We start from the raw sequence: 24,925 nt of genomic DNA on the forward strand, positions 1-24,925 counted from the left end.
TTAATCTACTTTTAGTAAGTTACGTCGAATAAGTTACTTTTGGTATATAAGCATGTCAAGCAGTGAATCCCCTGCCCCACGTCGTCGTTTGTCCCGTGAAGATCGCCTGCGTCAGTTACTCGACGTGGCCTGGCAATTGGTGCGTGACGAAGGCACCGACGCCCTGACCCTGGGCCGCCTGGCCGAGCTGGCGGGCGTTACCAAACCGGTGGTGTACGACCACTTCGCGACGCGCGCGGGGTTGCTGGCCGCGCTGTATGCAGACTTCGACGCGCGCCAGGACCAGGTGTTTGCCGAAGCCATCGCCACCAGCAACGCGACCCTTGAAGACCGGGCGTGGGTCATCGCGTCGTCGTATGTCGATTGTGTGTTGTTGCAAGGTCGGGAAATCCCCGGCGTGATTGCCGCCTTGAGCGGTTCGCCGGAGTTGGAAGCGTCCAAGCGTGAATACGAGGCGATCTTCCTCGATAAGTGCCGGGACGCGCTGTCGCCCTTCACCCACGGCGGCAGCATTTCTCAGGCTGGGTTGCGCGCCATGCTCGGCGCGGCGGAAGCGCTGTCCCATGCGGCGGCCAATGGCGAGATCAGCCGCGAGGAAGCTCAGCAGGAGCTGCTGGAGACTATCCTCGGGATGGTCAGGCGCGTCAGGCCATAGGCAGACGGCTCTGGACGAACAGTTGCGCCTTGCGCGTCAACTGGTCCAGGTGCCGATCACGCTGTTTCTCTGCGTCGACCATGGCGCGCTTGCCGTGTTTTTGCAGCAGGTAGGTGTGGATCTGCCGCACTTCCAGCGAGCTGTAGATCGAGGCCACATCCAACACGCCCATCAGCCCTTCGGTGGCGTAGTTGCGAGTGTTCATCACGACCTGGGGGCCACGCGCACCGCGCACCTGGAACCCCATGGCTTCGAACACCGCGACCTTCTCTACCGCACAGGCCAGTTCGGCGTGGGGATAACGCGCCAACACCTCGTCCAGCATGCTGCGTGCCACACCCTGGCGACGAAAGCCGGCCTGCACCGCCATAAACGCGATGCCACACGCATGCGGATCATCCTTCACCGGCAGATACAGGCAAAAGCCCACCACCGCGTCGTCTTCCATCGCCACGACCAACTCCACCGCAACGCCTTTTTCGCCATTCAACGCCTCAAGGTACAGGTGCACCTCAAACCCGATGGTGTACTGGTAGATGTTGTAGAGCAGGTTGCTCGGCGCCAGCGCCACGCTGCTGATGTCGGTGAGGTTGTCTACCACCATCTGCAGGATCTGGCTGTTGATCGGTTCGGGGCACGGCGTGGTGTAGCGGGTAAGGCTGAACATGCAAATTCCTGGGGTTTCGCGTCAAGGCAGCGGCGATTGTACCTGTTGCGGGCCGCTCATGGCCCGCACACCTCGCGCAAACAGGTGCGCAGCCAGCGATGGGCCAAGTCGGCATCCTGTCGCGGGTGCCACAGCATCGCCACGGTAAACGGCGGCAACGTCACCGGCAGCTCAAAGCAGTGCAAGCCTCGAGGCGGCACGGTGATATAGCGCTCAGGCACGCTGGCGATCAGGTCAGTGCCCCGCGCCAGGGCGATGGCCGTGTTGAAACCCGCGACCACGATGCTGACCTGCCGAACCAGACCTTGCGCCTCCAGAGCATCGTCGATCTGGCCACGGTCCTGCCCGCGCCGCGACACATAGACGTGTTGTCCCTCGGCGAAACGCGCTGCGCTCAAAGGGCCGCGACTCAGAGGATGGCCCTCGCGCACCACGCCCACCAGGCGGTCACGAAACAGCGCTTGGGTCAGCACCTCGGGGCTGGCGCCGACATCGACTACACCGGTTTCCAGGTCGACACCACCGTCGCGCAGCAACGCACTGTGCTTGTCGCTCTTGTGCACAAAGCGCAAGCGCACACCGGGCGCTTCCTGGGCGATGCGCGCCAGCAAGGCGGGGCCAAAACGTTCGATGAATTCCTCACTGGTGCGCAGGGTGAAGGTGCGCACCACCGCCCCCAAGTCCAGAGTGTGTGCCGGGCGCAATACGGCCTGAGCGTCCTGCACCAGTTGGCTGACCTGCTCGCGCAGTTGCAAGGCCCGGGGCGTCGGCACCAGGCCGCGCCCGGCGCGCACCAGCAACGGGTCGCCAGTGGCCGCACGCAAACGCGCCAGGGCCCGGCTCATGGCCGAAGGGCTCAGGCGCAGGCGCTGGGCGGCGCGAGCGACGCTGCCTTCGGCAAGCAGCACGTCGAGGGTGATGAGTAAATTGAGGTCGGGCATGCGGGCTCCTTATCAGGCGTTGGGTGCAGCTATAACCTGCAACCCATGCGTCTTCCGCCATGTTAGGCGACGCCGTAGATTTGTGACAGGTGCATTCACTCAAGGAAACGCGCATGCAAACCTCCACACGCGGCGGCCTGGTCGCCTTGTCGCTGTCCATGTTGCTGGCCGCCCTGGGCACCAGCATCGCCAATGTCGGCCTGCCCAGCGTGGCGCACGCCTTCGGGGCCTCGTTTCATGCCGTGCAATGGGTGGTGCTAGCCTACCTGCTGGCCATCACCGCCGTGATCGTCAGCGCCGGGCGCCTGGGCGACCGTCTGGGGCGCCGGCGCCTGCTGCTGGCCGGGTTGCTGGTGTTTGCCCTGGCCTGCGCCGGGTGTGCCGCCGCGCCAACCCTGCCCTGGCTGATCGGGGCACGGGCATTCCAGGGCCTGGGCGCGGCAATCATGATGGCGATGACCCTGGGCATGGTGGGTGACACCGTCACTAAAGAAAATACCGGCCGAGTCATGGGCCTGCTCGGCACCCTGTCGGCACTCGGCACGGCCATGGGGCCGAGTGTCGGCGGGGTATTGCTCAGCCTGTGGAGCTGGCGCGCGCTGTTTTTGATCGGCCTGCCCTTGGCGGGTGTGGCTGCCGCCCTCGCCTACCATTATTTGCCGGTGGATGCTGACCGCCGCGACGCTTGGCCAGGCGATACATTCTGGGCGCCCCTGCGCGATGCGCCGTTGCGCGCCGGCTTGGCCATGAGTGCCCTGGTGTCGGCGGTGATCATGGCCACGTTTGTGGTGGGCCCGTTCTACCTGTCGCGTGGCCTGGGCCTCGATCCCGCCTGGATGGGCTTGGCCATGGCCGTGGGGCCAGCGGTCGCGGCGGTTACCGGTGTACCGGCGGGTTACCTGACCGATCGCCTCGGCAGCCAGTGCGTAACCCTCATGGGGTTGGGTGTAATGCTGTGCGGGAGCTTGTTGCTGTCGCAGGTGTCGGGGCTCGCCATGTATCTCGCGGCGCTGATCGTGTTGACGGCCGGCTACAGCCTGTTCCAGGCGGCCAACAACACGGCGGTGATGAGTCATGTACAGGCGGCACGCCGAGGTACTGTGTCCGGCCTGCTGAATCTATCGCGCAACCTGGGCCTGATTATCGGCGCATCGGCCCTCGGCGCGGTGTTCGCCCGCGCCACCCCGGATGTCAGCCACGCCGCGCCTGATGCGGTGGTTGCCGGCTTGCACGCGACCTTTGCCACGGCAACGGGTTTGTTGCTGCTGGCCGCCCTGATCGCCTGGAAACGCGCGCCCACGCTCGCCAACGCGAAGCAGACAAATATTGACAAGCTAAAATCGTAACGACTATTGTCTGACAACCTGATCACCAAGGTTTTCCCATGCTTGAGCTCCAGCGCCCCGATTCGCTTGTCGTACGGGTTGTCAGCGCCATTCGCGCAGAAATCGACTCCGGCCAACTGGCGCCGGAGTCGCGCCTGCCGACCGAACAGCAACTGGCCGAACAGCTCAACGTCAGCCGCTCCGTGGTGCGTGAAGCCATTGCCCAGCTCAAGGCCGACGGTGTGCTCACCGCCCGCCGGGGCCTGGGCTCGTTCATTTCGCAGACCCCTGCGGGCACGGTGTTTCGTTTCCCGCAGCCAAACGGGCGACGACCTGACCTGGCGCAGATGTTCGAAGTACGTCTGTGGATCGAAACCCAGGCCGCTTCGATTGCTGCCCAGCGCCGCGACAGTGCCGACCTGCAACGCATGCAAAGCGCCTTGCAGGCCATGCAGGACAACCGCGACGACTTTGAAGCGGCGGCCCTGGCCGATGTGGAGTTCCATCGCGCCATTGCCGACGCCAGCAAGAATGACTACTTCGTGGCCTTCCATGACTTCCTCAGGAGCCAATTGGCCACGGCGCGTAAAACCGCGTGGGAGAACTCGGCCTCGCGCTTTGCCAATGGTTCGGCCGACGCAACCTTGGAACATCAACAGCTCTACCAGGCCATCGTCGACGGCGACGCCCAACGCGCCGCCGCCGGTGCCGAGGCGCACCTGCGTGCCGCGGCGCGGCGCCTGCACCTGGAATTGCCGACCACGAATTGATCCACCCTGTTTGCAGCGTGTCCCTGGACACGCCATTTTTTTAACAAAAACATTAGTCTGACAACCTGATAAGCAGACCAAAATGTATAGCCTTAGGTATCCCTGCAATGATTCATGACTTTTGCATTATCGGCGGCGGCATCGTCGGCCTGGCCACCGCCATGGAGCTGCTCAAGCGCCAACCCGGCGCGTCGTTGGTGATCCTGGAAAAAGAGTCGGTGCTGGCCAAGCACCAGACCGGCCACAACAGCGGTGTGATCCATGCCGGCATCTACTACGCACCCGGCAGCCTCAAGGCCGATTTGTGCAAGCGCGGCGCCGAAGCCACCAAGCAGTTCTGCCGCGAACACGGAATCAAATTCGAGGTATGCGGCAAGCTGCTGGTGGCTTCCAGCCCGCTGGAAATGCAACGCATGGAAGCGCTGTACGCCCGTGCCCAGCTCAATGGCATGCAGGTCGAGCGCTTGAATGCCGAACAACTGCGCCAGCGTGAACCGAACATCGTCGGCCTCGGCGGCTTGTTTCTCGATGCTACCGGGATTGTCGATTACCGCCAGGTGTGCGAGACCATGGCCCAGGTGATCCGTCGCAACGGTGGGCAGATCTGCCTTGAACGCACCGTAACCGCCATTCACGAAGACACCGACACCGTCACCGTCAACACCGAGGGCGAGACCTGGCGAGCCCGCCACCTGGTGGTGTGCGCCGGCTTGCAGTCAGACCGCCTGGCCCGCCTGGCCGGCATCAGCATCGACCATCAGATCATCCCGTTTCGCGGCGAATACTTCCGCCTGCCTGCTGCCAAGAACAACATCGTCAACCACCTGATCTACCCGATCCCCGACCCGGAGCTGCCCTTCCTCGGCGTGCACCTGACCCGCATGATCGACGGCAGCGTCACCGTCGGCCCGAATGCCGTGCTCGGCCTTGGCCGCGAGAACTACCGCAAGTTCTCGGTGAACTGGCGCGACGTGGCGCAGTACGCCAGCTTCCCGGGCTTCTGGAAAACCCTCTGGCAAAACCTCGGCTCCGGCACCACCGAGATGAAGAATTCGTTGTTCAAGTCCGGCTACCTGGAGCAGTGCCGCAAGTACTGCCCGTCCCTGACCCTCGATGACCTGCTGCCCTACGAGGCCGGCATCCGCGCCCAGGCGGTGATGCGCGACGGCAGCCTGGTGCACGATTTTCTGTTCGCCCAAACCTCACGAATGCTGCATGTGTGCAATGCGCCCTCACCGGCCGCCACTTCAGCCATGCCCATCGGCGCGATGATCGCCGACCGCCTGTTCCAACCCCAGTAAGACCCGCACGGCCCGTTCACCCAACAATAACTACAAAGACCCAGAAGGAAGTCCAGCATGTCGGCATCCGCCTCCATCCCCGGTACCGAAACGCCCGAACAAACCCGCAAGCGCCTGCGCAAAGTAGCCGCCGCCACCATCTTCGGCTCGATGCTGGAGTGGTACGACTTTTACCTGTACGCCACCATGGCGGCGATTGTGTTTTCGAAGATCTTCTTCGATAACAGCGACCCGAAGACCGCCACGCTGATGGCCTTTTCTACCTTTGCCATCGGCTTTATCGCCCGCCCCTTCGGCGGCATCCTGTTTGGCTACCTGGGCGACAAGTTCGGGCGCAAGCAAGTGCTGGTGCTGACCTTCTGCCTGATGGGCGTGTGCACCACCTTGATTGGCTTGATTCCCAGCTACGCCTCCATCGGCATCTGGGCCCCGATCTTGCTGGTGTTTATCCGTATCATCCAAGGCCTGGGCGCCGGTGCCGAGCTGTCGGGCGCGGCGGTCACCTCCTACGAACATGCATCCCACGGCAAGCGTGGCAGCCAGGGCGCCTGGCCGGCATTGGGCCTGAACCTGGGCCTGTTGTTGTCCTCGCTGACCATTTACCTGCTGACCATCAACGGCAACGAGTTCCTGTTGGCCGGCGGCTGGCGCATTCCGTTTATCTGCAGCATCGTGCTAGTGGGCGTCGGCCTGTGGGTGCGTAACAGCATTCCGGAAACCCCACAGTTCGAAGAACTGAGCAAGGAAAAAGCCAAGGCCAAGCCATCACCCCTCAAAGCCTTGTTCAAGAATGACCTCAAGGGCCTTGCCGTGGTGTTTTTTGTCGCGATTGGCTACAACGCCCTGAGCTACATCTTCAAGACTTTTTCCCTGGCGTACCTGACCCAATTCAAAGGCGTGGATGTGCATGTCACCTCGCTGTCGGTGACCATCGCCAGCCTGGTGGCTATCGTCGCCGTACCCTGCTTCGGCTGGCTGTGTGACAAATGGAGCAGCAAGACCGTATTGATGCTCGGCGGGCTGTGTTCACTGTTGTTTGCCTACCCGTTCCTGGCCCTGCTCAACAGTGGTGAAAGCCTGATGATCTACCTCGCCATCGGCGTGGGCACCGGTATCCTCGCGCCGATGATGTTTGCACCCCAGGGCTCGTTCCTGAGCCGACAGTTCCCGACGCAAACGCGCTCTTCGGGTTTCGGCACCGGGCGTGAAATCGGCACCGCCATTGCCGGTGGCCTGGCGCCGCTGGGCGCGCTGTCAATGGTAGCGGCCTCGGCCACCCACTCCACTGATGGGGTGGTGGTGATCCTGGCGATTTCTGCGTTGTTGGTGGTGGTGTTTGCCCTGTGTGATCAGGGCGCGAAACACTCGGCATTCAAGAACTGAGCAAAAAAGTTCGGACCAACGGGTGCATGGATGCACCTGGATCGCGCATCATGGGCACTTTCAAGCTCAAGGGTAACGTCCATGCGCGTTCTGTCATTGATGATGGGTCTTACGACGCTGGCCGCCACTACGGTGTTCTGCGCCAGCGCGATGGCGAATGAAGAAAGTCAGTTAGTCCAACAGATCAACCAATACCGCAGCCAGGTACAACGCTGCGGTGACCAGGGTTCCCAGGAGCTGCCACCGCTGGCAAGCGACACACGGCTGGTATTGCCGGCCTCCAATGTCGGCGATTTGCAGCAGTCGCTGGCGCGGGCTGCGTACCCGATGGTGAACGTGCAGGCCATCAGCCTGTCCGGTCCCAAGGACGCCGAGGCCGCGATGAAAGCGGTACGCGAAAGCTTCTGCCGCGTAGTGCTCGATCCGCAGTTTGTCGACATCGGCGTGAGCAACAGCGGCCAGGACTGGCGCATCGTGCTGGCCCGCCCACTGCTGACCAGTGGCCTCGGGGACTGGCAAACCGAAGGCAGAAAACTGCTCGACCTGATCAACACCGCGCGTGCCGAGCCGCGCCAGTGCGGCACCCAGGCGTTCACCGCGACCACACCGCTGTCGTGGAACGACACGCTGGCCAGCGCGGCCAACAGCCACACGCGCAACATGGCCAACGGCAACTTCTTCGACCACCTGGACCACGACGGGCGTACGCCCGGTGACCGCGCCGAACTGGCCGGGTATATCGCGAAGAACATCGGCGAAACCATCGCCGCCGGCCTCGACACGCCGCGCAAGGTCGTCGACGGTTGGCTCGCCAGCCCCGGCCACTGCGCCACCCTGATGAACCCGCAATTTCGCGATTTGGGTGCTGCCTACGCGATGGACCCCAAGAGTGACGCGGGCATCTATTGGACGGGGTTATTCGGCACGCAATGAAGGTTGGGCGCCGGCCCAACCCGGCCAATAATGACGGCGTGAAAATAGACAATGAAATCAAAGTGCTATCAGGGAGATAATCGCGCTGAACTGAATGCGGTCATTCCGGTCTGTTGCTAGTCGGTGTGACTCTTCAAAGCTAAACAATGCGTGGCAAGCAAGGTGTGAACCCAATGATGAATTGGCTGCAAGGCAGCAGCGAAATGGCAGAGCGGGTTCGTCAGCATGATTGGGCCAATACGCCCCTGGGGCCGCTTGAGCACTGGCCCGATGTGTTGAAGACAACCGTTGCGCTGTCCTTCGCGTCGAGTTTTCCCCAGGCCATCGTCTGGGGACCTCAGTTGATTACCCTCTACAACGACGCGTTCACGCCGATCCTGGGTAGCAAACCCGACGCTCTGGGCCGCCCGTTCAACGAGATCTGGCACGAAGTGTGGGACGATATCAGCCCTATCGCCGACGCCGCGTTCGACGGGCACGCCACCTATATCGAAAACTTCCCGCTGCTGATCCAACGCAACGAAGCGCCGGAACAAGCCTATTTCACCTTTTGCTACAGCCCGATTCGCAACGCCCAAGGCGTGGTGGTCGGTCTGCTCGACACGGTGACCGAAACCACTGCCACCGTGTTCCTGGCCCGTCGTCTTGAAGTGCTGGACGCCATTAGCAACTGCGTGACCAACGCCACCGACGCCGAAACCATCATGACGTCGACCACCCGCTTGTTGGCCCAGCACCTGCAGGTGTCCATCTGCGCCTACGCTGACATGGACGAAGATCAAGACGGCTTCACCATTCGCGGCGACTGGTCGGCGCAAGGCTCGCCGAGCATCATCGGCCATTACAGCCTGGCGGCGTTTGGCGAATGCGCGGTCAACTGCCTGCGTGCCGGCGAGCCACTGGTGATACGCAATAATCTGAGCGAGTTGCCGCCCCATGATGCCGCAAGCTTCCAGGCACTCGGTGTGACAGCCACTATTTGCATGCCTTTGATCAAAGACGGGCGGCTCACCGCGCTGATGGCCGTACACGACAAAGTGCCGCGTTTTTGGTCGTCCTACGACATCGCGCTGTTGGGCGAAGTCACCGAACGTTCCTGGGCGCACATCGAGCGCGTGCGTGCCGACGCCGCCGTGCGTAAGGGCCTGGCCGCCTATACGGAACTCAATGCCACCCTCGAGCAGCGCGTGAATGAGCGTACCCGTGCGCTGGCCGAAGCCGAAGCTGCACTGCGCCAGTCACAAAAACTTGAGGCCATCGGCCAACTGACCGGTGGCGTCGCCCATGACTTCAACAACCTACTGACCATCATTCGCTCATCCGTGGATTTCCTGCGCCAACCGGGCCTGTCCGAAGAGCGTCGGCAACGCTATATGTGCGCGGTGTCCGACACCGTGGAGCGGGCCAGCAAGCTCACCAGCCAACTGCTCGCCTTTGCCCGTCGCCAGCCGTTGAACCCGCAGGTGTTCGATGTCGGCCAGCGCGTGCAGAACATCGGCGAGATGCTCGAAAGCGTCACCGGCGCACGCATTCATGTGCAGGTGCAATTGCCCGATCAGCCCTGCTATGCACGCATCGACCCCAGCCAGTTCGAAACCGCGTTGATCAACATCGCCCTCAACGCCCGCGATGCGATGGACGGCCAGGGTACCCTGACCCTCAAGGTCGCCGGCGAGCAAACGCTGCCACGTATTCGCGGGGATGCCGCGTCGTGCATGCCCTACATCGCCATCTCCCTGGCCGACACCGGCACCGGGATTCCCAGCGATACCTTCGAGCGCATTTTCGAGCCGTTCTTCACCACCAAGGCCGTGGGCAAAGGCACGGGCCTTGGCCTGTCGCAGGTATTCGGCTTTGCCAAGCAGTCAGGCGGCAATATCGATGTGGCCAGCACCCTGGGCCACGGCACGGTGTTTACCTTGTACCTGCCGCAAGTCGAAGGCGAAACGGCGCTGGATCAAGTCCCGCACGCAGACCTGCCTGCGTCGCAAGAGGCGGCTCATCAGCATGTGCTGATCGTCGAGGACAACCTTGAGGTAGGACGCTTCGCCAGCCAGATCCTCAAGGACCTGGGTTACCAGACCACCTGGGCGACCAATGCCGAACAGGCGCTGAACCTCGCCGGCACAGACGTCCAGGGGTTCGATGCGATTTTCTCCGACGTGGTGATGCCCGGCATGACCGGCGTGGCCATGGCCAAGCTGCTGCGCCAGCGCCGCCCGGACCTGCCCGTGGTACTCGTCTCCGGCTACAGTGAGGAGCTGGCGGACAGCGGCTATGAAGGCTTTGAATTCCTCGCCAAGCCCTACTCCGCCGATCAGGTTGCGCGGGTGCTGGCAAAGGCGATGTGCAAGGATCAGTCGACGACCGCCACCTGATTGCGGCCCGATGCCTTGGCCTGGTACAGGGCTTTGTCGGCGCTGTTCATCAAGCCGTTCAAGTCCAGATGCTGAGCGTGGGTGGAGGCCACGCCCAGGCTCGCGCTCACCCCCTGTACCGGGTCGGCGGGCAAGTCACCAATTTTTCGGATCAACTGCTCGGCAATGCCGCGCGCGGTCTCCAATGAGGTATTGGGCAGCAACACCGCAAACTCCTCGCCTCCCAGGCGACCGTAGATATCGGTCTGGCGAAAGGATGCGCTGATCACCGCGCCAATCTGGCGCAACACCTGGTCACCGGCTTGATGGCCGTAGGTGTCATTGATGGCTTTGAAGTGGTCCATGTCCATCATCAACGCACACAGCGGCTGCTGCTCGCGCAGGCACTGCGCGTAGAGCAACTGGGCTTGCTCGTAAAACGCCCGACGGTTCATCAGCCCGGTCAGTTCATCGGTCTGGGCGGCGCGGGTGGAAATGTGATGAGCGCGCTCCATTTGCCGGGTCAGGCGAAAGGCTTTTTCCAGGGCATCGGAGAGCTTGCGCGTCGCACCGACCACAAACGAGGCAAACACCAGCACCGCCAGCGCCACGCCGACTTGCATCGGTGAGGGCTGCAACAGCATCCATACCGTACAGGGAAGCAACACCAGCGCCATGGAGCCCAGCGTCATGTAGCGATAGGCCGAATAACAGGACACCGCGCTGACCGACATGCCCACGGTAAACAGCATCACCAACACCTGGGATAAGCGATCATCGACCGGCATCACCGCCAGCGCCCCGCCGCCCCAGATACCTGCCGACAGCATCAGCGTGACCCAGTAGTGGCGTTCCCAACGGGCGGGTGTACGCTCCGCGTCCGGGCAGCGAAACCATTGCACGAACAGATGCAGGCGCACCAATGATGAACCCGCCAAGAGCACCAGCCACACCAGGATGACCTGATGATCGAACCGGTCCCAGCACAGCCAGCAGAGCATGACGGCGCCCAGATAGCTGCCGAAGATCGCCGAGAATGATTGACGAAACAGCTGGTGCAAACGGTCGGTTCGCACCTGCTCTTCGATTTGCTGACCCTGATCTTGCCCGCGGCTATTCATGGGATTGGCCTGTGTGAACGGCGACGACAAAGGCGCCATTGTGGCACCTTGCCAGCAAGCCGAACAGCAGCATCCGCCGTGCTAGAGCGTTTCAGGCTCCTGAGGGCGCAAAATCAGCACGCCCAAGGGCGGCAAGTTCAGCGACAGCGACACCGGTTGCCCATGGCGCGGCTCATCCTGGGTAAACACCGCGCCACCGTTACCGTAATTGGAGCCGGCGTAAGTGTCGGCGTCACTGTTGATCACCTCACTCCAGCGCCCACCAAACGGCACACCGACTGCGTAGCCTTCGCGGGGCACCGGGGTGAAGTTGGCAACCACCAACACCGGTTTGCCATCCTTGCTCCAGCGCAGCCAGGCGTAGACGCTGTTGATCGCGTCGTCACCGATCAGCCATTGGAAGCCCTGGGGCGCATCGTCCTGTTCGTGCAACGCTGGTTCTTCGCGGTACAGGCGGTTCAAGTCGCCCACCAGCTTTTGCACGCCACGGTGCTCGGGGTATTGCAGCAAATACCAATCCAGTTGCTGGTCGTGGTTCCACTCGCGCCATTGGCCAAATTCGCAACCCATGAACAGCAGCTTCTTGCCGGGGTGCATCCACATGAAACTGAGGTAGGCGCGCAGGTTGGCAAATTTCTGCCAGCGGTCGCCGGGCATCTTGTCGATCAGCGAGTGTTTGCCGTGCACCACCTCATCATGGGAAATCGGCAGGATAAAGCGCTCGGACCAGGCGTACACCAACCCGAAACTCAGCTCGTTGTGATGATGGGCGCGGTACACCGGGTCTTGCTGGATGTAATGCAGGGAGTCGTGCATCCAGCCCATGTTCCATTTGTAGTTGAAGCCCAGGCCACCCTGCTGGGTCGGCTGGCTGACGCCAGGCCAGGCCGTGGACTCCTCGGCGATCACCAAGGCGCCCGGTGCTTCAAGGGCAACCACGTCGTTCAGGTGCCGCAAGAAGTCGATGGCTTCCAGGTTCTCGCGACCGCCATGGCGGTTGGGCACCCATTCACCGGCCTTGCGCGAATAATCGCGATACAGCATGGAGGCCACGGCGTCCACGCGCAGGCCGTCCACATGGAAATGCTTGAGCCAGTGCAAGGCCGACGCGAGCATGAAGCCGTGGACCTCGGTGCGGCCCAGGTTGTAGATCAGCGTGTCCCAGTCCTGGTGAAAACCTTCCAGGGGGTTGGCGTATTCGTACAGCGCGGTACCGTCAAATTGCGCCAGGCCGTGGGTATCGGTGGGGAAATGCGCCGGTACCCAGTCGAGGATCACGCCGATATCGGCCTGATGGCAGGCATTGACGAACCAGGCAAAGTCTTCCGGCGAGCCAAAGCGCGCACTGGGGGCAAACTGGGATAACGCCTGATAGCCCCAGGAGCCACCAAAGGGGTGCTCCATGATCGGCATCAGTTCGATATGGGTGAAGCCCAATTGTTGAACGTAAGGAATCAGCCGCTCGGCCAGTTCGCGCCAGCCATATTGACGGGCCACTTCACCGGCCTCGTCCAACTCGCACTGCCAGGACCCCACGTGCAGCTCGTAGATCGACAACGGCGCGGTGGATTTCTGCTTGTCGCCCCGCGATTGCATCCACTCATGGTCCTGCCAATCCACTTGCAAAGGTGCGGCGACCTTGGAGGCGGTGTCCGGCGGCAGTTGGGTGGCCAGCGCCACGGGGTCGGCCTTGAGCGGCAGAATGCCGTGGGCGCCGAGAATTTCGTACTTATAAGCCGCGCCCGGTTGCAGGCGCGGAATGAAGATTTCCCACACCCCCGAGGGATGGCGCAGGCGCATCGGATGACGGCGTCCGTCCCAGATATTGAAGTCGCCCACCACCGAAACCCGCCGTGCGTTCGGCGCCCAGACGGCAAAGCGCACGCCTTGCACGCCATCGACGCTCACCACCTGCGCCCCCAGGCAGTTGCCCAGGTCACGATGATTGCCTTCGGCAAACAGGTACAGGTCCATTTCCCCCAACAGCAATTGGCTGAAGCTGTAAGGGTCTTCGGTGATCTGCTCACCGCCGGCCCACTGGATTTTCAGCAGGTAGGGTTGGCGAGTGTTGAAGTGCCCGACAAACAGGCCCGGCACCTGGGTGGCGTCGAGGCTGCCAACCGGCTCGCCCGTGTCACGCGCCAGCACCTGGACACTCAGGGCCTCCGGCAGGAACGCACGGATAAACTGGCCGCCCTGCTCGTCATCATGGGGCCCCAGGATCGAGAAAGGATCAGGGTGCTCGGCGCGCACCAGCGCATCGACGTCCTTGGACGCCGGCAATGCAGTCAGCTTGGGCTGCAGCGGTTCTCTCTGTGTAAAACTCATGACGTCTCCCCACCGCGTACAGGTTTAGATATAGGTGTCAGCCCGTTCAGCAAGCCGTGCAGCCCTTGCAGGGGCACCGGCAGCCAGGTCGGGCGGTTTTCTGCTTCGTAGGCCACTTCGTACGCGGCCTTTTCCAGGCTGAACAAGGTCAGCGCTGCGTCATGGCCGTTGGCATCCTGCCAGTCATGCGCCAGTGTAGACGCAGCGGTCTGGTAAGCCTGGGTAAATGCTACGCGGGCCTCATTCAGGTAGCGATCGGTCACGCGTTTGCGCGCCGCGTTCGCTTCTGGCGTGTGATCCACCCCTTGCACATTCAGCGCCATGGCCGCCGCATAATCGAAGGAACGCAGCACACCGCTCACATCCTTATAAGGGCTGTGCTTGCCGCGCCGCTCATGCAGCGGCCGCGCCGGCTCGCCCTCAAAGTCGATCAAGTAGGCATCGCCCTTGACCACCAATACCTGGCCCAAGTGCAAGTCACCGTGCACGCGAATGCGCAACCCGCCCGCCGTGGCTTTGGCCAACGCCTGGACATGCGCCGCGATGGCTTTTTTCTGCGCCAGTAATTCACTGACCAACGCCTGGTCGGCGGGGTTCAACTGGCTTTGATGAAGCTTGAGCAACTGCAGGGCACGCTCGATCTGGGCGCCGACATCCTTGGCCCAGGCTTGGGTGTCCTTGGCCGTGGTGACTTCGGGCTTGAACGCTTTATCACTCGTTGGCGCGCCCAATACCACGTGCATTTCACCCAGGCGCTGGCCGAGCAAACCGGCAAAATCCGCCAGCTCACCGAGGGCGTTGTAGTGCTGTTCCTGCTCAGAGATCGCATCGGCCAACTCGTCACGGATCGCCCGCTCCAGGTTGTTCTGGGTCCAGCTCCAGGCATCCCCCTGGTTGCTCAGGTAACCCTGGGCAATCATCAGCAGGTTGTCCTGCCCCTGCCCATCGTGGCGGCTCATAAAGCCCAGCAGCGGCGAAATGTTCGGGTAGCCGGCGGCGGTCAGGTAGGCACTCATTTCCAGCTCTGGATGCACACCGGCGCTGACTTTACGAATCAGCTTGAGCACCAAGCTGTCACCGACCACCACCGAGCTGTTGGACTGCTCGGCAGACAGATAACGCACTGACGATTCACGGGTCAGTTGCAGTGCGGCCAGGTGTTCAGTTGCCTCAAACCGCAGATCGCCGTCAGGCGTATTGAGCACGGTGCCGGCCTGCATGGCCTGGATCACCTCAAGGATAAAAGGCTCAAGGCTGAAGGCATCGGTCACCAAACCTACCTGGCGGGTGCGTCGCACTCGGGCCAACGCCAATTGTTGGGGCAAGGCGCTGGTGAACTGGTCTTCGCCAAGGAAGCCCAAGGGCAGTTGGTAACGGTTGACCTGGCCAGCACTGGTCACTTCGATCTCACTGAGCAACACCGGATGCTGCGGGTCGCCGAAACGCACGCCGTAGGCGATGTGCACCGTGTCGATTGCCGTGTCTTTGCCGGCAAACCAGCGACGCTTGGGCAGCCAGGCGGGCAGTGACGTGTGTTCCAGGCTGGTGCGGCAAGGTTCTTCCAATAACTCTTCCATGCGTTTTTTCAGTACCAAAGTGGTGAAGTCGGGCATGCTTTGCGCCGGTTCCACATGCCAACTGGGCATCTGGTTTTCCGCCGCCAGCACGAACCAATAGAAACCATAGGGCGCCAGAGTCAGCAGGAAATTCAGCTGGCCAATCGGCGGGAAGGCATTACCGCCAAGCATCTCCACCGGCACCATGCCGGCAAAGGCCGACAGGTCCAGCTCCGCCGCCTGGGCGCTGCGCGACACGTTGGCCACGCACAGGATGATCTCGGTGTGGCCGTCTTCGCCGGTGTATTCACGGGTATACGCCAGAATGCGCCGATTAGTCGGCGAGAGCATTTTCAGGCTGCCACGGCCAAACGCCTTGGACTGTTTGCGCACTGCGAGCATGCGCCGGGTCCAGTTGAGCAATGAGTGCGGGTCCTGGGCCTGGGTCTCGACGTTGACCGACTGGTAGCCATATTGCGGGTCCATGATCGGTGGCAGCACCAGGCTGGCCGGGTCGGCACGGGAAAAGCCGCCATTGCGGTCGATGGACCATTGCATGGGCGTGCGCACGCCGTCACGGTCGCCCAGGTAGATGTTGTCGCCCATGCCGATTTCATCGCCGTAGTACAAGGTCGGCGTGCCCGGCATCGACAGCAGCAGGCTGTTAAGCAGTTCCACCCGCCGACGATCGCGCTCCACCAGCGGCGCCAGGCGTCGTCGAATGCCCAGGTTGATGCGGGCGCGGCGATCTGCGGCGTAGTAGTTCCACAGGTAGTCGCGCTCTTTGTCGGTGACCATTTCCAGGGTCAGCTCATCATGGTTGCGCAGGAAAATTGCCCACTGGCAGTTGGCGGGAATCTCCGGGGTCTGGCGCAGAATGTCGGTGATGGGGAAGCGATCTTCCTGGGCCAATGCCATGTACATGCGCGGCATCAGTGGGAAGTGAAACGCCATGTGGCATTCATCGCCGTCGTCGCCCTTTCTGTCGCCAAAGTACAGCTGCGTGTCTTCCGGCCATTGGTTGGCTTCGGCCAGGAGCATGCGGTCGGGGTAATGGGCGTCGATCTCGGCGCGGATCTGCTTGAGGACGTCGTGGGTTTCGGCCAGATTTTCGTTGTTGGTACCATCCCGTTCGATCAGGTAGGGAATGGCGTCCAGGCGCAGGCCGTCGATGCCCAGGTCGAGCCAATAGCGCATCACCGACAACACCGCTTTCATGACCTGCGGGTTATCGAAGTTGAGGTCGGGTTGGTGCGAGTAAAAGCGGTGCCAGAAGTACTGGCCGGCCACCGGGTCCCAGGTCCAGTTGGACTTTTCGGTGTCGAGGAAAATAATGCGCGTGCCGTCGTATTTCTGGTCATCGTCCGACCACACGTAGAAGTCTCGTGCGGCCGAGCCCGGCTTGGCCTTGCGCGCACGCTGGAACCAGGGGTGCTGGTCAGAGGTGTGGTTGATTACAAGTTCAGTGATCACCCGCAGCCCGCGTTGGTGGGCCTGGGCGATAAAACGCTTGGCGTCGGCCATCGTCCCGTAGTCGCTGTGCACACCGCGGTATTCGGCAATGTCGTAGCCGTCATCACGACGCGGCGAGGGGTAGAACGGCAGCAGCCAGATGGTGTTCACGCCCAGATCAGCGATGTAGTCAAGTTTGGCGATCAGCCCGGCAAAGTCGCCAATGCCGTCGTTGTTGGAGTCGAAATAGGATTTGACGTGAACCTGGTAGATCACCGCGTCTTTGTACCAGAGCGGGTCTTTGATAAAGGTGGCTGCCTTGGGTTTCTTGGCCATTGCAAACTCCTGGAAATACGCAATTCTTCAGAGCAAACGACTTTCTGGGGCAGGGATTCATCGAATTCTGTAGGAGCGAGCTTGCTCGCGAAAAACGTCAACGATAACGCGTGCTTCCTGAATAAACGCGGTGACTGTGAGTTTTTCGCGAGCAAGCTCGCTCCTACAAAAAGCCAATCCCCCTTCCCACATCAGGGTGTGCTGATGCGCCAGATGCCGAACGGCATCTGCGGCTCCAGCCGGGTCCATTGGGTCTTGCCGTACCAGGTCCAGCGGTGGCCGTTCATCAAGTCTTCGCCCTGGGTCTGGGCATCGTCGGGCAAGCCCATCTCCCACAGTGGCAATTCAAAGTGGGCTTCCTGGGCGTTGTGCGGGTCCAGGTTGACGGCGACCAGAATGAAATTACTGCCGTCCTCGTTGCGCTTGCCGAAATACAGGATGTTGTCGTTCCAGGCGTTGTAGAGCTTGAGCCCCAGGTGCGTGTGCAGCGCCGGGTTCTGGCGGCGGATGCGGTTGAGCTGGGCGATCTCGGCGATGATGTTGCCGGGCGCAGTGAAGTCGCGGGGGCGTATCTCGTACTTCTCCGAGTCGAGGTACTCCTCTTTGCCCGGCACCGGCGCGGCTTCGCACAACTCAAAGCCTGAATACATCCCCCACAGCCCCGAGCCCATGGTGGCCAGCGCGGCGCGGATCAGGAAACCTGCACGGCCGGATTCATGCAGGAAACCCGGGTTGATGTCCGGCGTATTGACGAAGAAGTTCGGGCGGTAGCATTCACGCCAGGGCGACTGGTTCAGTTGGGTGAGGTACTCGCTCAGCTCAGCCTTGGTGTTGCGCCAGGTGAAGTAGGTGTAGCTCTGGGAATAGCCGACCTTGCCCAGGCGCGCCATCATCGCCGGGGTGGTGAAGGCTTCGGCGAGGAAGATCACCTCCGGGTACTTGGCACGCACGTCGCTGATCAGCCATTGCCAGAACGGCAGCGGCTTGGTGTGCGGGTTGTCGACACGAAAGGTCTTGACGCCCTCTTCCACCCAGCCCACCACGATATCGCGCAGCTCGGTCCACAGGCTCGGGATGGCATCGGCCGCGTAAAAGTCGACGTTGACGATGTCCTGGTACTTTTTCGGTGGGTTTTCCGCGTACTTGATCGTGCCGTCCGGGCGCCAGTTGAACCAGCCCGGATGCTGCTTGAGCCACGGGTGGTCCTGGGAGCACTGGATGGCGAAGTCCAGGGCGATTTCCAGGCCGTGGTCGGCAGCGGCCTGGACCAGCCGGCGAAAATCATCGCGCGTGCCCAACTGCGGGTGGATCGCCTCGTGACCACCCTCCTCACTGCCGATGGCATAAGGACTGCCAGGATCATCGGGGCCGGCGGTGAGTGAGTTGTTCTTGCCCTTGCGATGGCTACGGCCGATGGGGTGAATCGGCGGGAAGTACAGCACGTCGAAGCCCATGTCATGGATCATCGGCAAACGCGCATGCACGTCGTTAAACGTGCCGTGCCGCGCCGGATCGTCGGTGATCGAGCGCGGAAACAGCTCGTACCAGCTGGCAAATTGTGCGGCCTCACGCTCCACGTCAATCGGGTATGCGGGGCTCACGCTCAAATAGGCGCGATGGTCGGCCTGGGTCATCAGGTGCGCACTGTCTTCGTGCAGGAACAACGCCACCTGCTCGGTTTCCAGCAGGCCGGAGAGTTCATGGTGCAACAACATCAAGCGCTCACGCAGTTCATTGTCACTGCGTTCGGCGGCCTGCAACACCAGGCTGCGGCCCTCTTGCAACTCGAGGCTGACCGGCACCCCGGCCTCATGTTTCTTGCGCAGCTCGTAGCAGAAGCTGGCGAACGTATCGATCCAGGCTTCGATGCAGTACTCGTGCGGCCCCTGGTGCGCAACGCTAAACGCACCCTCCCAGCCATTGTTGCCGATATCCAGCATGACCACGCTGTGCCAGCTTTCATCCCCCAGCGCGCGCCAGCGGATCAACACCGCCAGCTTATCGTGACCATCGGCAAACACTTTGCTGGTCACATGGACCCGCTGGCCCACCACTGCCTTGACGGCAAACTCACCGTTGTCGATGACCGGCATGGTGCTTTCGATCGCGATCCTGGGTAACAGCAGCGCCTGGGACAGCGGCAGCACGGAGTCTTCTGGAACCAGTGTTTCAGCAGTCATCGAGCATCTTCCCCTTACGCCCTGTGGACGCTCTTGGCTTGATCCGAATTCAAAGGCGGCGGCGCTCTCCCCGAGCGTGGCCGTTTAAGGTCCGAGCCTGGGCGCGCAGCAAAAGTTCAGGTGGATATGCCGCCACTGGGCAGGGAATCAATTGCCCCAGGCCGCGGTCCACCGCTAGAGCAAAGCACAAAGGAGGCCACACCGATGAATATCCCGATACCCCCTGAACCTGAAGATCCGAATATTGACGAGCCGCCACTGCCGATACCGCCCGGCGAACCGGCGCCCATTCCGGAAAAAGAGCCACCGGAATATGACCCGGAGCCCGTGCAAGAACCGCCAACGACCGTGCCTCCGGTGATCGTCTAAATCATCCGAGCAAGAACAAGTTCTGCTCGAACACCAGAACGTTCGGGTGTTCGAGCACACCAAAAAACGAGGATTCCTACGAAACCCACCGTCAAGGCTGAATGTTCGTTTCACTGTTCCTTTCTATATTGATCTCGCGTGAATGCTCAGCCTTTCTTTCATCTGACCTTTAGCCCCTATATCGCGAGTAGCCCCATGTCGACTATCACCTCCCCATCAACGGCCACTGCTCCGGTCGCCACGCCCACGTCCTCCAATCCAGTCTCCAATCAACACACGCTGACACCCGAGCGAATTGATACGTTGCTCAAGGCCGGCCCGAATTGGTCATCCTCCCCTAAGGCGCCTGACCGCTCACCCAATACCCCCGTGTCGCCAACGACGAAGGCCAACGCCTCACCCTCTATCTCGGAGGTAGAGGCGACGAACAAGCTGGATGACCTGAATACGGCATTGACCCCAGACACGATCAAGGAAATTCAACGCACTCCAGGCTCGCCGAAATCTCGCGCAATCACTGAGCAGTTCAACACCACATTGACCCCAGAGAATGTCCAATTGATGTCGCGGGGCGCCAACGCGAAAAAAAACCGTGGAACACTTCGAGAGATCCGCGACAAGCTCGACAAGAAAAATATTGATTCAAACCTGGAGTCCGCCAAACACCAAGTGATCAATGACACGGCCGATAAAATGAGGCTCAAAATTCTGGAAATCATTACCGCCGCGTTCGACGGTGACATCTGGAACACCGTCGACCATCACACAAACTGGCTCGAAGAATTTGGGGGGATGAGAAAGAGTTTTTCTGCAATGGAGGCCCAGTCCAAATCACTCACGGATACAGCCTCCTCCCTGAGCGATGAAAAGCTCGGCCTGTCGGCTGAGTCGCAAACCCAGGGGGCAACAAACACCGACACAAGTACTGACACCTCTTCAACCTACACTTTCAACGCGACCAATGAATCCACCCTCGAAGCTCCCAGCGAGATCCGGGGTTTCAAATCGGGTGACAAGCTGGACCTGTCCGGCATCCAGAAGCAGCTGAACACGCCGCTGCGACAGGTCGAGCGGGCTCCAGAGGCGAAGGGAGAAATGCAGATCCATCACTTGCCCAGCGCCAACACCAGCGTAGTTGTTATCGCCGACGCGCCGGGCAAGCCACCCTTTGTGCTCAAAGTGTTTGGTGAGGTACGCCAAAGCAATATCGTGACCTGATCCGTAAGATGAACCGGCATCACTTTTCCAATACTTTGACGATTCTCGGCATGATGCTGAACACCGCCAGGGCCAGCAGGGTACTGAGTACCGCGGTCGATTCGCGGCCCATGCCCGCCGCCACGCCAATGGCGGCGGTCATCCACAACCCGGCCGCCGTGGTCAGGCCCTTCACATGCTGGCCCTCCTCGTCTTCCTTGCCCTTGAGGATGGTGCCGGCACCGAGGAAGCCAATGCCCGCAATCACCCCCTGAACCACACGGCTCATGGCATCGGCCTGGTTGCCGGACATCTGCGGCACCAGCACAAACAGCGCCGCGCCCAGTGCCACCAGCATATGAGTACGCACCCCGGCCGCCTTGCCCTTATGTTCACGTTCAAACCCCAGGATGCCGCCGAGGATCGCCGCGATCAGCAGGCGCACGGTCACTTGGGTGAGTTGCCGGGCGTCGCCAATGTCCGCGAATTCGGCTTGCAGGGTTTGCCATACCAGATGCCACCAGGCGTCCATGGATACGCTCCTTTTTATTATGGGTAGATAAAGGATGGACAGCGCAGACCGCCAGTCAGTTGCCTGGAACCTGCCTCTAGAGGTGCCGCCTAAGGCTATATAGCCCATAGAAAGGAGATCGCCATGACCCTGCGCATCGACAACCATTTGTGCTACTTCAAGCTCGGCGTGGACGGCCAGGAGCAAAGCCTGCCAGCCACCCGCGTGACCATCCTTACCGACAATGACAAAGCCATGTCCTGTGTGGACTTGGCTGGCAAACGGATATACATCACTGAAGCTGAGGCCGACAAACTTACGGTTGAAGGGGCCACGGACAGCCGTAACCATGTGAAGGCGGCAGCGCCTGGTTCGGTAATTTAATTGATCTGTGTCATCGAACCCACTGACTCCCTGCACCCCTAGGCCCTGGGGGTGCAGCACATTGACGCACACGAACGTGCCAAACCTATCTGATCCGCTTTTTATCATTCCACCTGAGTCTGTTATGCAAACAGCCCGTCGCCCATAGTTCATCGGCCTGATGGAGGCTGATGAGCGAACGACCATGAGCGAACGAATCCCAACCGTGGAAACCTTTGAGCCCATTCACCCAAAGAAGGTGAAGGCCAAATCCAGCGACTACCTGATCCATACCCGCAGTTTTACCGGCCTGTTTCGCACCTTGCGCGTGGGCGGTGCCGGCCTGCTGTTCCTGGCTTTTTTCGGCACCGTGTGGCTGAACTGGGGTGGGCGCCAAGCCGTACTGTGGGACCTGGCCGAGAGCAAATTTCATATCTTTGGTGCGACGTTCTGGCCTCAGGACTTCATCCTGCTGTCGGCGCTGCTGATCATCTGCGCCTTCGGCCTCTTTGCAATCACGGTGTTTGCCGGCCGCGTCTGGTGCGGCTACACCTGCCCGCAAAGCTCGTTCACCTGGCTGTTCATGTGGTGTGAAAAGGTGACCGAGGGGGAACGCAACCAGCGCATCAAACTGCAGGCCGCGCCCTGGAGCCTGAACAAGCTGGCACGGCGTTCGGCCAAACACACGATGTGGCTGGGTATCAGTGTGTTGACCGGGCTGACGTTTGTGGGCTATTTCACCCCCATCCGTCCCTTGGCCGCTGAATTGCTGACCTGGCAGATGGGCGGTGTGAGCCTGTTCTGGGTGTTGTTTTTCACGGGTGCCACCTACATCAATGCCGGTTGGCTGCGCGAAGCGGTGTGCATGCACATGTGCCCCTATGCACGGTTCCAGAGCGTGATGTTTGATAAAGACACCCTGACCATTTCCTACGACGCCGCCCGTGGCGAGCAGCGTGGCCCGCGTAAGCGTGACGTGCAGCCAGCCGAAGTTGGCCTGGGCGATTGCATCGACTGCCACCTGTGCGTGCAGGTATGCCCCACCGGCATCGACATCCGCGACGGCCTGCAAATGGAATGCATCGGCTGCGCAGCCTGTATCGACGCCTGTGATTCGATCATGGACAAAATGGGCTATGCCCGTGGTTTGGTCAGTTACACCAGTGAGCATCAATTGCAGGGGGGCAAGACTCACCTGCTGCGGCCACGCCTGATCGGCTACAGTGCCGTGCTGCTGGTGATGATCGCGGCATTGGTGGTGGCCCTGATTGAACGGCCGATGGTGTCGCTGGATGTGACCAAGGACCGTGGTATGTTCCGCGAAAACAGCCAGGGCTTGATCGAGAACATCTACAGCCTCAAGGTGATCAACAAGACCCAGCAGCGCCAGGACTACCGCCTGGAACTGGTGGATGCCGAGGGCTTCCAGTTGCAAGGCAAGACGCAGGTCAGCCTGGCGCCCGGGGAAATTGTCGATATACCGGTGTCGGTGGCGTTGCTGGCGGACACACCGGCCAGCAGTTCTCAAACTATCCGTTTTAAAGTAACGGATGTGGATGAACCGTGGATTTATACCGCTGCTGACAGCCGCTTCGTTGCCCCCTTGAATCGCTGAGCAACTGTAGGAGCGAGCCTGCTCGCGAAAAACTCACCGGCGCCGCGTTCATTCAGGAAACACGCGTTATCGTTGACGTTTTTCGCGAGCAAGCTCGCTCCTACATTTCGCCTTGCGTACACATTCAAAAAGCTAATTAGGCCGCCATGAAACGCTACGAAAAATTCGCCGACGACATCGCAGAACTGATCCGCTCCGGCGTCCTCGGCCCCGGCCAGCGCGTGCCATCGGTGCGCTATGCCAGCCAGGCCTACGGCGTCAGCCCGTCCACCGTGTTCCAGGCCTATTACTTGCTGGAGCGTCGTGGCCTGATTCGCGCGCGGCCGCGTTCTGGCTACTTCGTCAACACCCATGCGCCCAGCCCGTTTTCCGAACCGGTGGTGAGTGAGCAGGTGCATGAGTCCACCGATGTGGGCGTCAGCGAGCTGGTGTTCTCGGTACTGGACTCGATCAAAGACCCCAACACCGTGCCCTTCGGTTCGGCCTTCCCCAGCCCCATGCTGTTCCCGCTGCCGCGCCTGGCTCGCTCCCTGGCCAGTGCCAGCCGCGAAATGGACCCACGCCTGGTGGTCACCGACATGTCGCCAGGCAACCCGCAACTGCGCCGGCAGATTGCCCTGCGCTATATGGTCGGCGGCCTGATGCTGCCGATGGAGGAGCTGCTGATCACCAACGGCGCCCTCGAAGCGCTCAACCTGTGCCTGCAGGCCGTGACCGAACCGGGCGACCTGGTCGCCATCGAAGCGCCGGCGTTCTACGCCTGCTTGCAAGTGCTTGAACGCTTGAAGCTCAAGGCCGTGGAGATTCCGGTGCATCCGCGTGACGGTATTGACCTGAACGCCCTGGCCCAAAGCCTTGAGCGCTATCCGATCAAGGCCTGCTGGACCATGACCAGCTTCCAGAACCCCATGGGCGCCACGCTGCCTGAGGAGAAAAAACAGGCGCTGGTGCAATTGCTGCGCAGCCATCAAGTGCCGTTGATCGAAGATGACGTCTACGCCGAGCTGTATTACGGGCAACAAGCGCCGAAACCGGCCAAGGCCTTCGATACCGAAGGGTTGGTAATGCACTGCGGCTCCTTTGCCAAGAGCCTGGCGCCCGGTTACCGGGTGGGCTGGGTCGCCGCCGGGCGCTTCGCGCAGAAGGTGGAGCGGCTGAAATTGATGACCTCGCTGTGCCCATCGATGCCGGCCCAGGCGGCGATTGCGGATTACCTGCAACACGGCGGCTATGACCGGCACCTGCGCAAACTGCGTTACGCCCTGGAAGAACAGCAAAGCGCCATGCTGGCGGCCATCGCCCGCTACTTCCCGGCGCAGACGCGGGTCAGCCAACCCGCGGGAGGCTATTTTTTGTGGTTGGAATTACCGGAGCAGACCGACTCGCTGAAACTGTTCCAGATGGCCCTGGCCCAGGGCATCAGTATCGCGCCGGGGCCGATCTTTTCTGCGACCCAGCGGTTCAGAAACTGCATACGCTTGAACTATGGCAGCCCGTGGAACGAGGCGTCGGAAAAGGCCATGGAAACGTTAGGGCGGATTGTGCGCTCGTTCTAAATGGAACCC

19 protein-coding genes are annotated in these 24,925 nt (G+C 61.3%); 12 read left to right on the forward strand and 7 right to left on the reverse strand.

The genetic code is table 11. From position 1 onward, the window contains the following. The first annotated feature begins 52 nt into the window (after positions 1-52). The gene (locus DK871_RS13170; RefSeq protein ID WP_161905344.1) at positions 53-655 is read left to right on the forward strand and encodes a TetR/AcrR family transcriptional regulator; all 603 of its coding nucleotides are present in this window, start codon (positions 53-55) and stop codon (positions 653-655) included. Here the strand turns inward: DK871_RS13170 and DK871_RS13175 are convergent. Beyond that, a complete protein-coding gene (locus tag DK871_RS13175; protein WP_161905345.1) occupies positions 645-1,322 on the reverse strand; it encodes a GNAT family N-acetyltransferase in 678 nt (225 codons plus the stop codon). The two genes, DK871_RS13170 and DK871_RS13175, sit on opposite strands and share 11 nt — an antisense overlap. A 56-nt stretch (positions 1,323-1,378) precedes the next feature. After that, positions 1,379-2,263, reverse strand: coding sequence for a LysR family transcriptional regulator (locus DK871_RS13180; protein ID WP_161905346.1), 885 nt, complete (start codon positions 2,261-2,263; stop codon positions 1,379-1,381). Between the two features lie 113 nt (positions 2,264-2,376). Here DK871_RS13180 and DK871_RS13185 point away from each other — a divergent pair, with 113 nt between their 5' ends. The 6 genes from DK871_RS13185 to DK871_RS13210 all read left to right on the forward strand — a co-directional run bounded on the left by DK871_RS13185 (position 2,377) and on the right by DK871_RS13210 (position 10,353). Then, positions 2,377-3,609, forward strand: a complete 1,233-nt coding sequence (locus DK871_RS13185) for an MFS transporter (protein ID WP_161905347.1) — start codon at positions 2,377-2,379, stop codon at positions 3,607-3,609. Between the two features lie 38 nt (positions 3,610-3,647). Then, the gene (locus DK871_RS13190) at positions 3,648-4,358 is read left to right on the forward strand and encodes a FadR/GntR family transcriptional regulator (protein ID WP_161905348.1); all 711 of its coding nucleotides are present in this window, start codon (positions 3,648-3,650) and stop codon (positions 4,356-4,358) included. Between the two features lie 107 nt (positions 4,359-4,465). Further along, positions 4,466-5,659, forward strand: a complete 1,194-nt coding sequence (gene lhgO / locus DK871_RS13195; RefSeq protein ID WP_161905349.1) for an L-2-hydroxyglutarate oxidase — start codon at positions 4,466-4,468, stop codon at positions 5,657-5,659. A gap of 57 nt (positions 5,660-5,716) precedes the next feature. Beyond that, complete coding sequence (locus DK871_RS13200) at positions 5,717-7,042, forward strand: MFS transporter (protein ID WP_161905350.1); 1,326 nt, start codon at positions 5,717-5,719, stop codon at positions 7,040-7,042. An 81-nt stretch (positions 7,043-7,123) separates the two neighbouring features. Next, positions 7,124-7,975 carry a CAP domain-containing protein gene (locus DK871_RS13205; RefSeq protein WP_034135509.1) on the forward strand — a complete coding sequence of 284 codons (852 nt, stop codon included), beginning with the start codon at positions 7,124-7,126 and terminating at the stop codon, positions 7,973-7,975. 173 nt (positions 7,976-8,148) lie between these two features. Beyond that, positions 8,149-10,353 carry an ATP-binding protein gene (locus DK871_RS13210; protein ID WP_161905351.1) on the forward strand — a complete coding sequence of 735 codons (2,205 nt, stop codon included), beginning with the start codon at positions 8,149-8,151 and terminating at the stop codon, positions 10,351-10,353. Here the strand turns inward: DK871_RS13210 and DK871_RS13215 are convergent. The 4 genes from DK871_RS13215 to DK871_RS13230 form a co-directional block, all read right to left on the reverse strand. After that, entirely contained in the window at positions 10,332-11,492 is a 1,161-nt protein-coding gene (locus DK871_RS13215) for a diguanylate cyclase (RefSeq protein ID WP_161905352.1), read from the reverse strand. The genes DK871_RS13210 and DK871_RS13215 overlap by 22 nt on opposite strands. Before the next feature lie 42 nt (positions 11,493-11,534). Next, a complete protein-coding gene (gene glgB / locus DK871_RS13220; protein WP_161905353.1) occupies positions 11,535-13,781 on the reverse strand; it encodes a 1,4-alpha-glucan branching protein GlgB in 2,247 nt (748 codons plus the stop codon). Next, positions 13,778-17,125 carry a maltose alpha-D-glucosyltransferase gene (gene treS, locus DK871_RS13225; protein WP_161905354.1) on the reverse strand — a complete coding sequence of 1,116 codons (3,348 nt, stop codon included), beginning with the start codon at positions 17,123-17,125 and terminating at the stop codon, positions 13,778-13,780. Before treS ends, glgB begins: the two co-directional genes overlap by 4 nt. A gap of 191 nt (positions 17,126-17,316) precedes the next feature. Then, a complete protein-coding gene (locus DK871_RS13230) occupies positions 17,317-19,305 on the reverse strand; it encodes an alpha-1,4-glucan--maltose-1-phosphate maltosyltransferase (protein WP_161905355.1) in 1,989 nt (662 codons plus the stop codon). Positions 19,306-19,509: 204 nt separating this feature from the next. On the opposite strand from DK871_RS13230, the gene DK871_RS28625 reads away from it, so the two are divergent. Both DK871_RS28625 and DK871_RS29120 read left to right on the forward strand, forming a co-directional pair. After that, positions 19,510-19,674 (forward strand): hypothetical protein, encoded by a 165-nt coding sequence (locus DK871_RS28625; RefSeq protein WP_178116049.1) that lies wholly within the window; start codon positions 19,510-19,512, stop codon positions 19,672-19,674. Between the two features lie 195 nt (positions 19,675-19,869). After that, positions 19,870-20,892: a M10 family metallopeptidase C-terminal domain-containing protein gene (locus DK871_RS29120; protein ID WP_256677459.1), complete on the forward strand. Its 1,023-nt coding sequence runs from the start codon at positions 19,870-19,872 to the stop codon at positions 20,890-20,892. Between the two features lie 19 nt (positions 20,893-20,911). Here the strand turns inward: DK871_RS29120 and DK871_RS13240 are convergent, their stop codons facing one another. After that, a complete protein-coding gene (locus DK871_RS13240) occupies positions 20,912-21,403 on the reverse strand; it encodes an MgtC/SapB family protein (RefSeq protein WP_161905356.1) in 492 nt (163 codons plus the stop codon). A 123-nt stretch (positions 21,404-21,526) separates the two neighbouring features. Here DK871_RS13240 and DK871_RS13245 point away from each other — a divergent pair, with 123 nt between their 5' ends. The 3 genes from DK871_RS13245 (at position 21,527) to mapR (ending at position 24,916) form a co-directional block, all read left to right on the forward strand. Beyond that, positions 21,527-21,766 carry a DUF3203 family protein gene (locus DK871_RS13245; protein WP_161905357.1) on the forward strand — a complete coding sequence of 80 codons (240 nt, stop codon included), beginning with the start codon at positions 21,527-21,529 and terminating at the stop codon, positions 21,764-21,766. 184 nt (positions 21,767-21,950) lie between these two features. Then, positions 21,951-23,360, forward strand: coding sequence for a cytochrome c oxidase accessory protein CcoG (gene ccoG / locus DK871_RS13250; RefSeq protein WP_161905358.1), 1,410 nt, complete (start codon positions 21,951-21,953; stop codon positions 23,358-23,360). Positions 23,361-23,506: 146 nt separating this feature from the next. Beyond that, positions 23,507-24,916: a GntR family transcriptional regulator MpaR gene (mapR, locus tag DK871_RS13255; RefSeq protein ID WP_032892039.1), complete on the forward strand. Its 1,410-nt coding sequence runs from the start codon at positions 23,507-23,509 to the stop codon at positions 24,914-24,916. Positions 24,917-24,925 lie beyond the last annotated feature (9 nt).

Source organism: Pseudomonas sp. L13, from assembly GCF_009935965.1.
Classification (GTDB): domain Bacteria; phylum Pseudomonadota; class Gammaproteobacteria; order Pseudomonadales; family Pseudomonadaceae; genus Aquipseudomonas; species Aquipseudomonas lactis.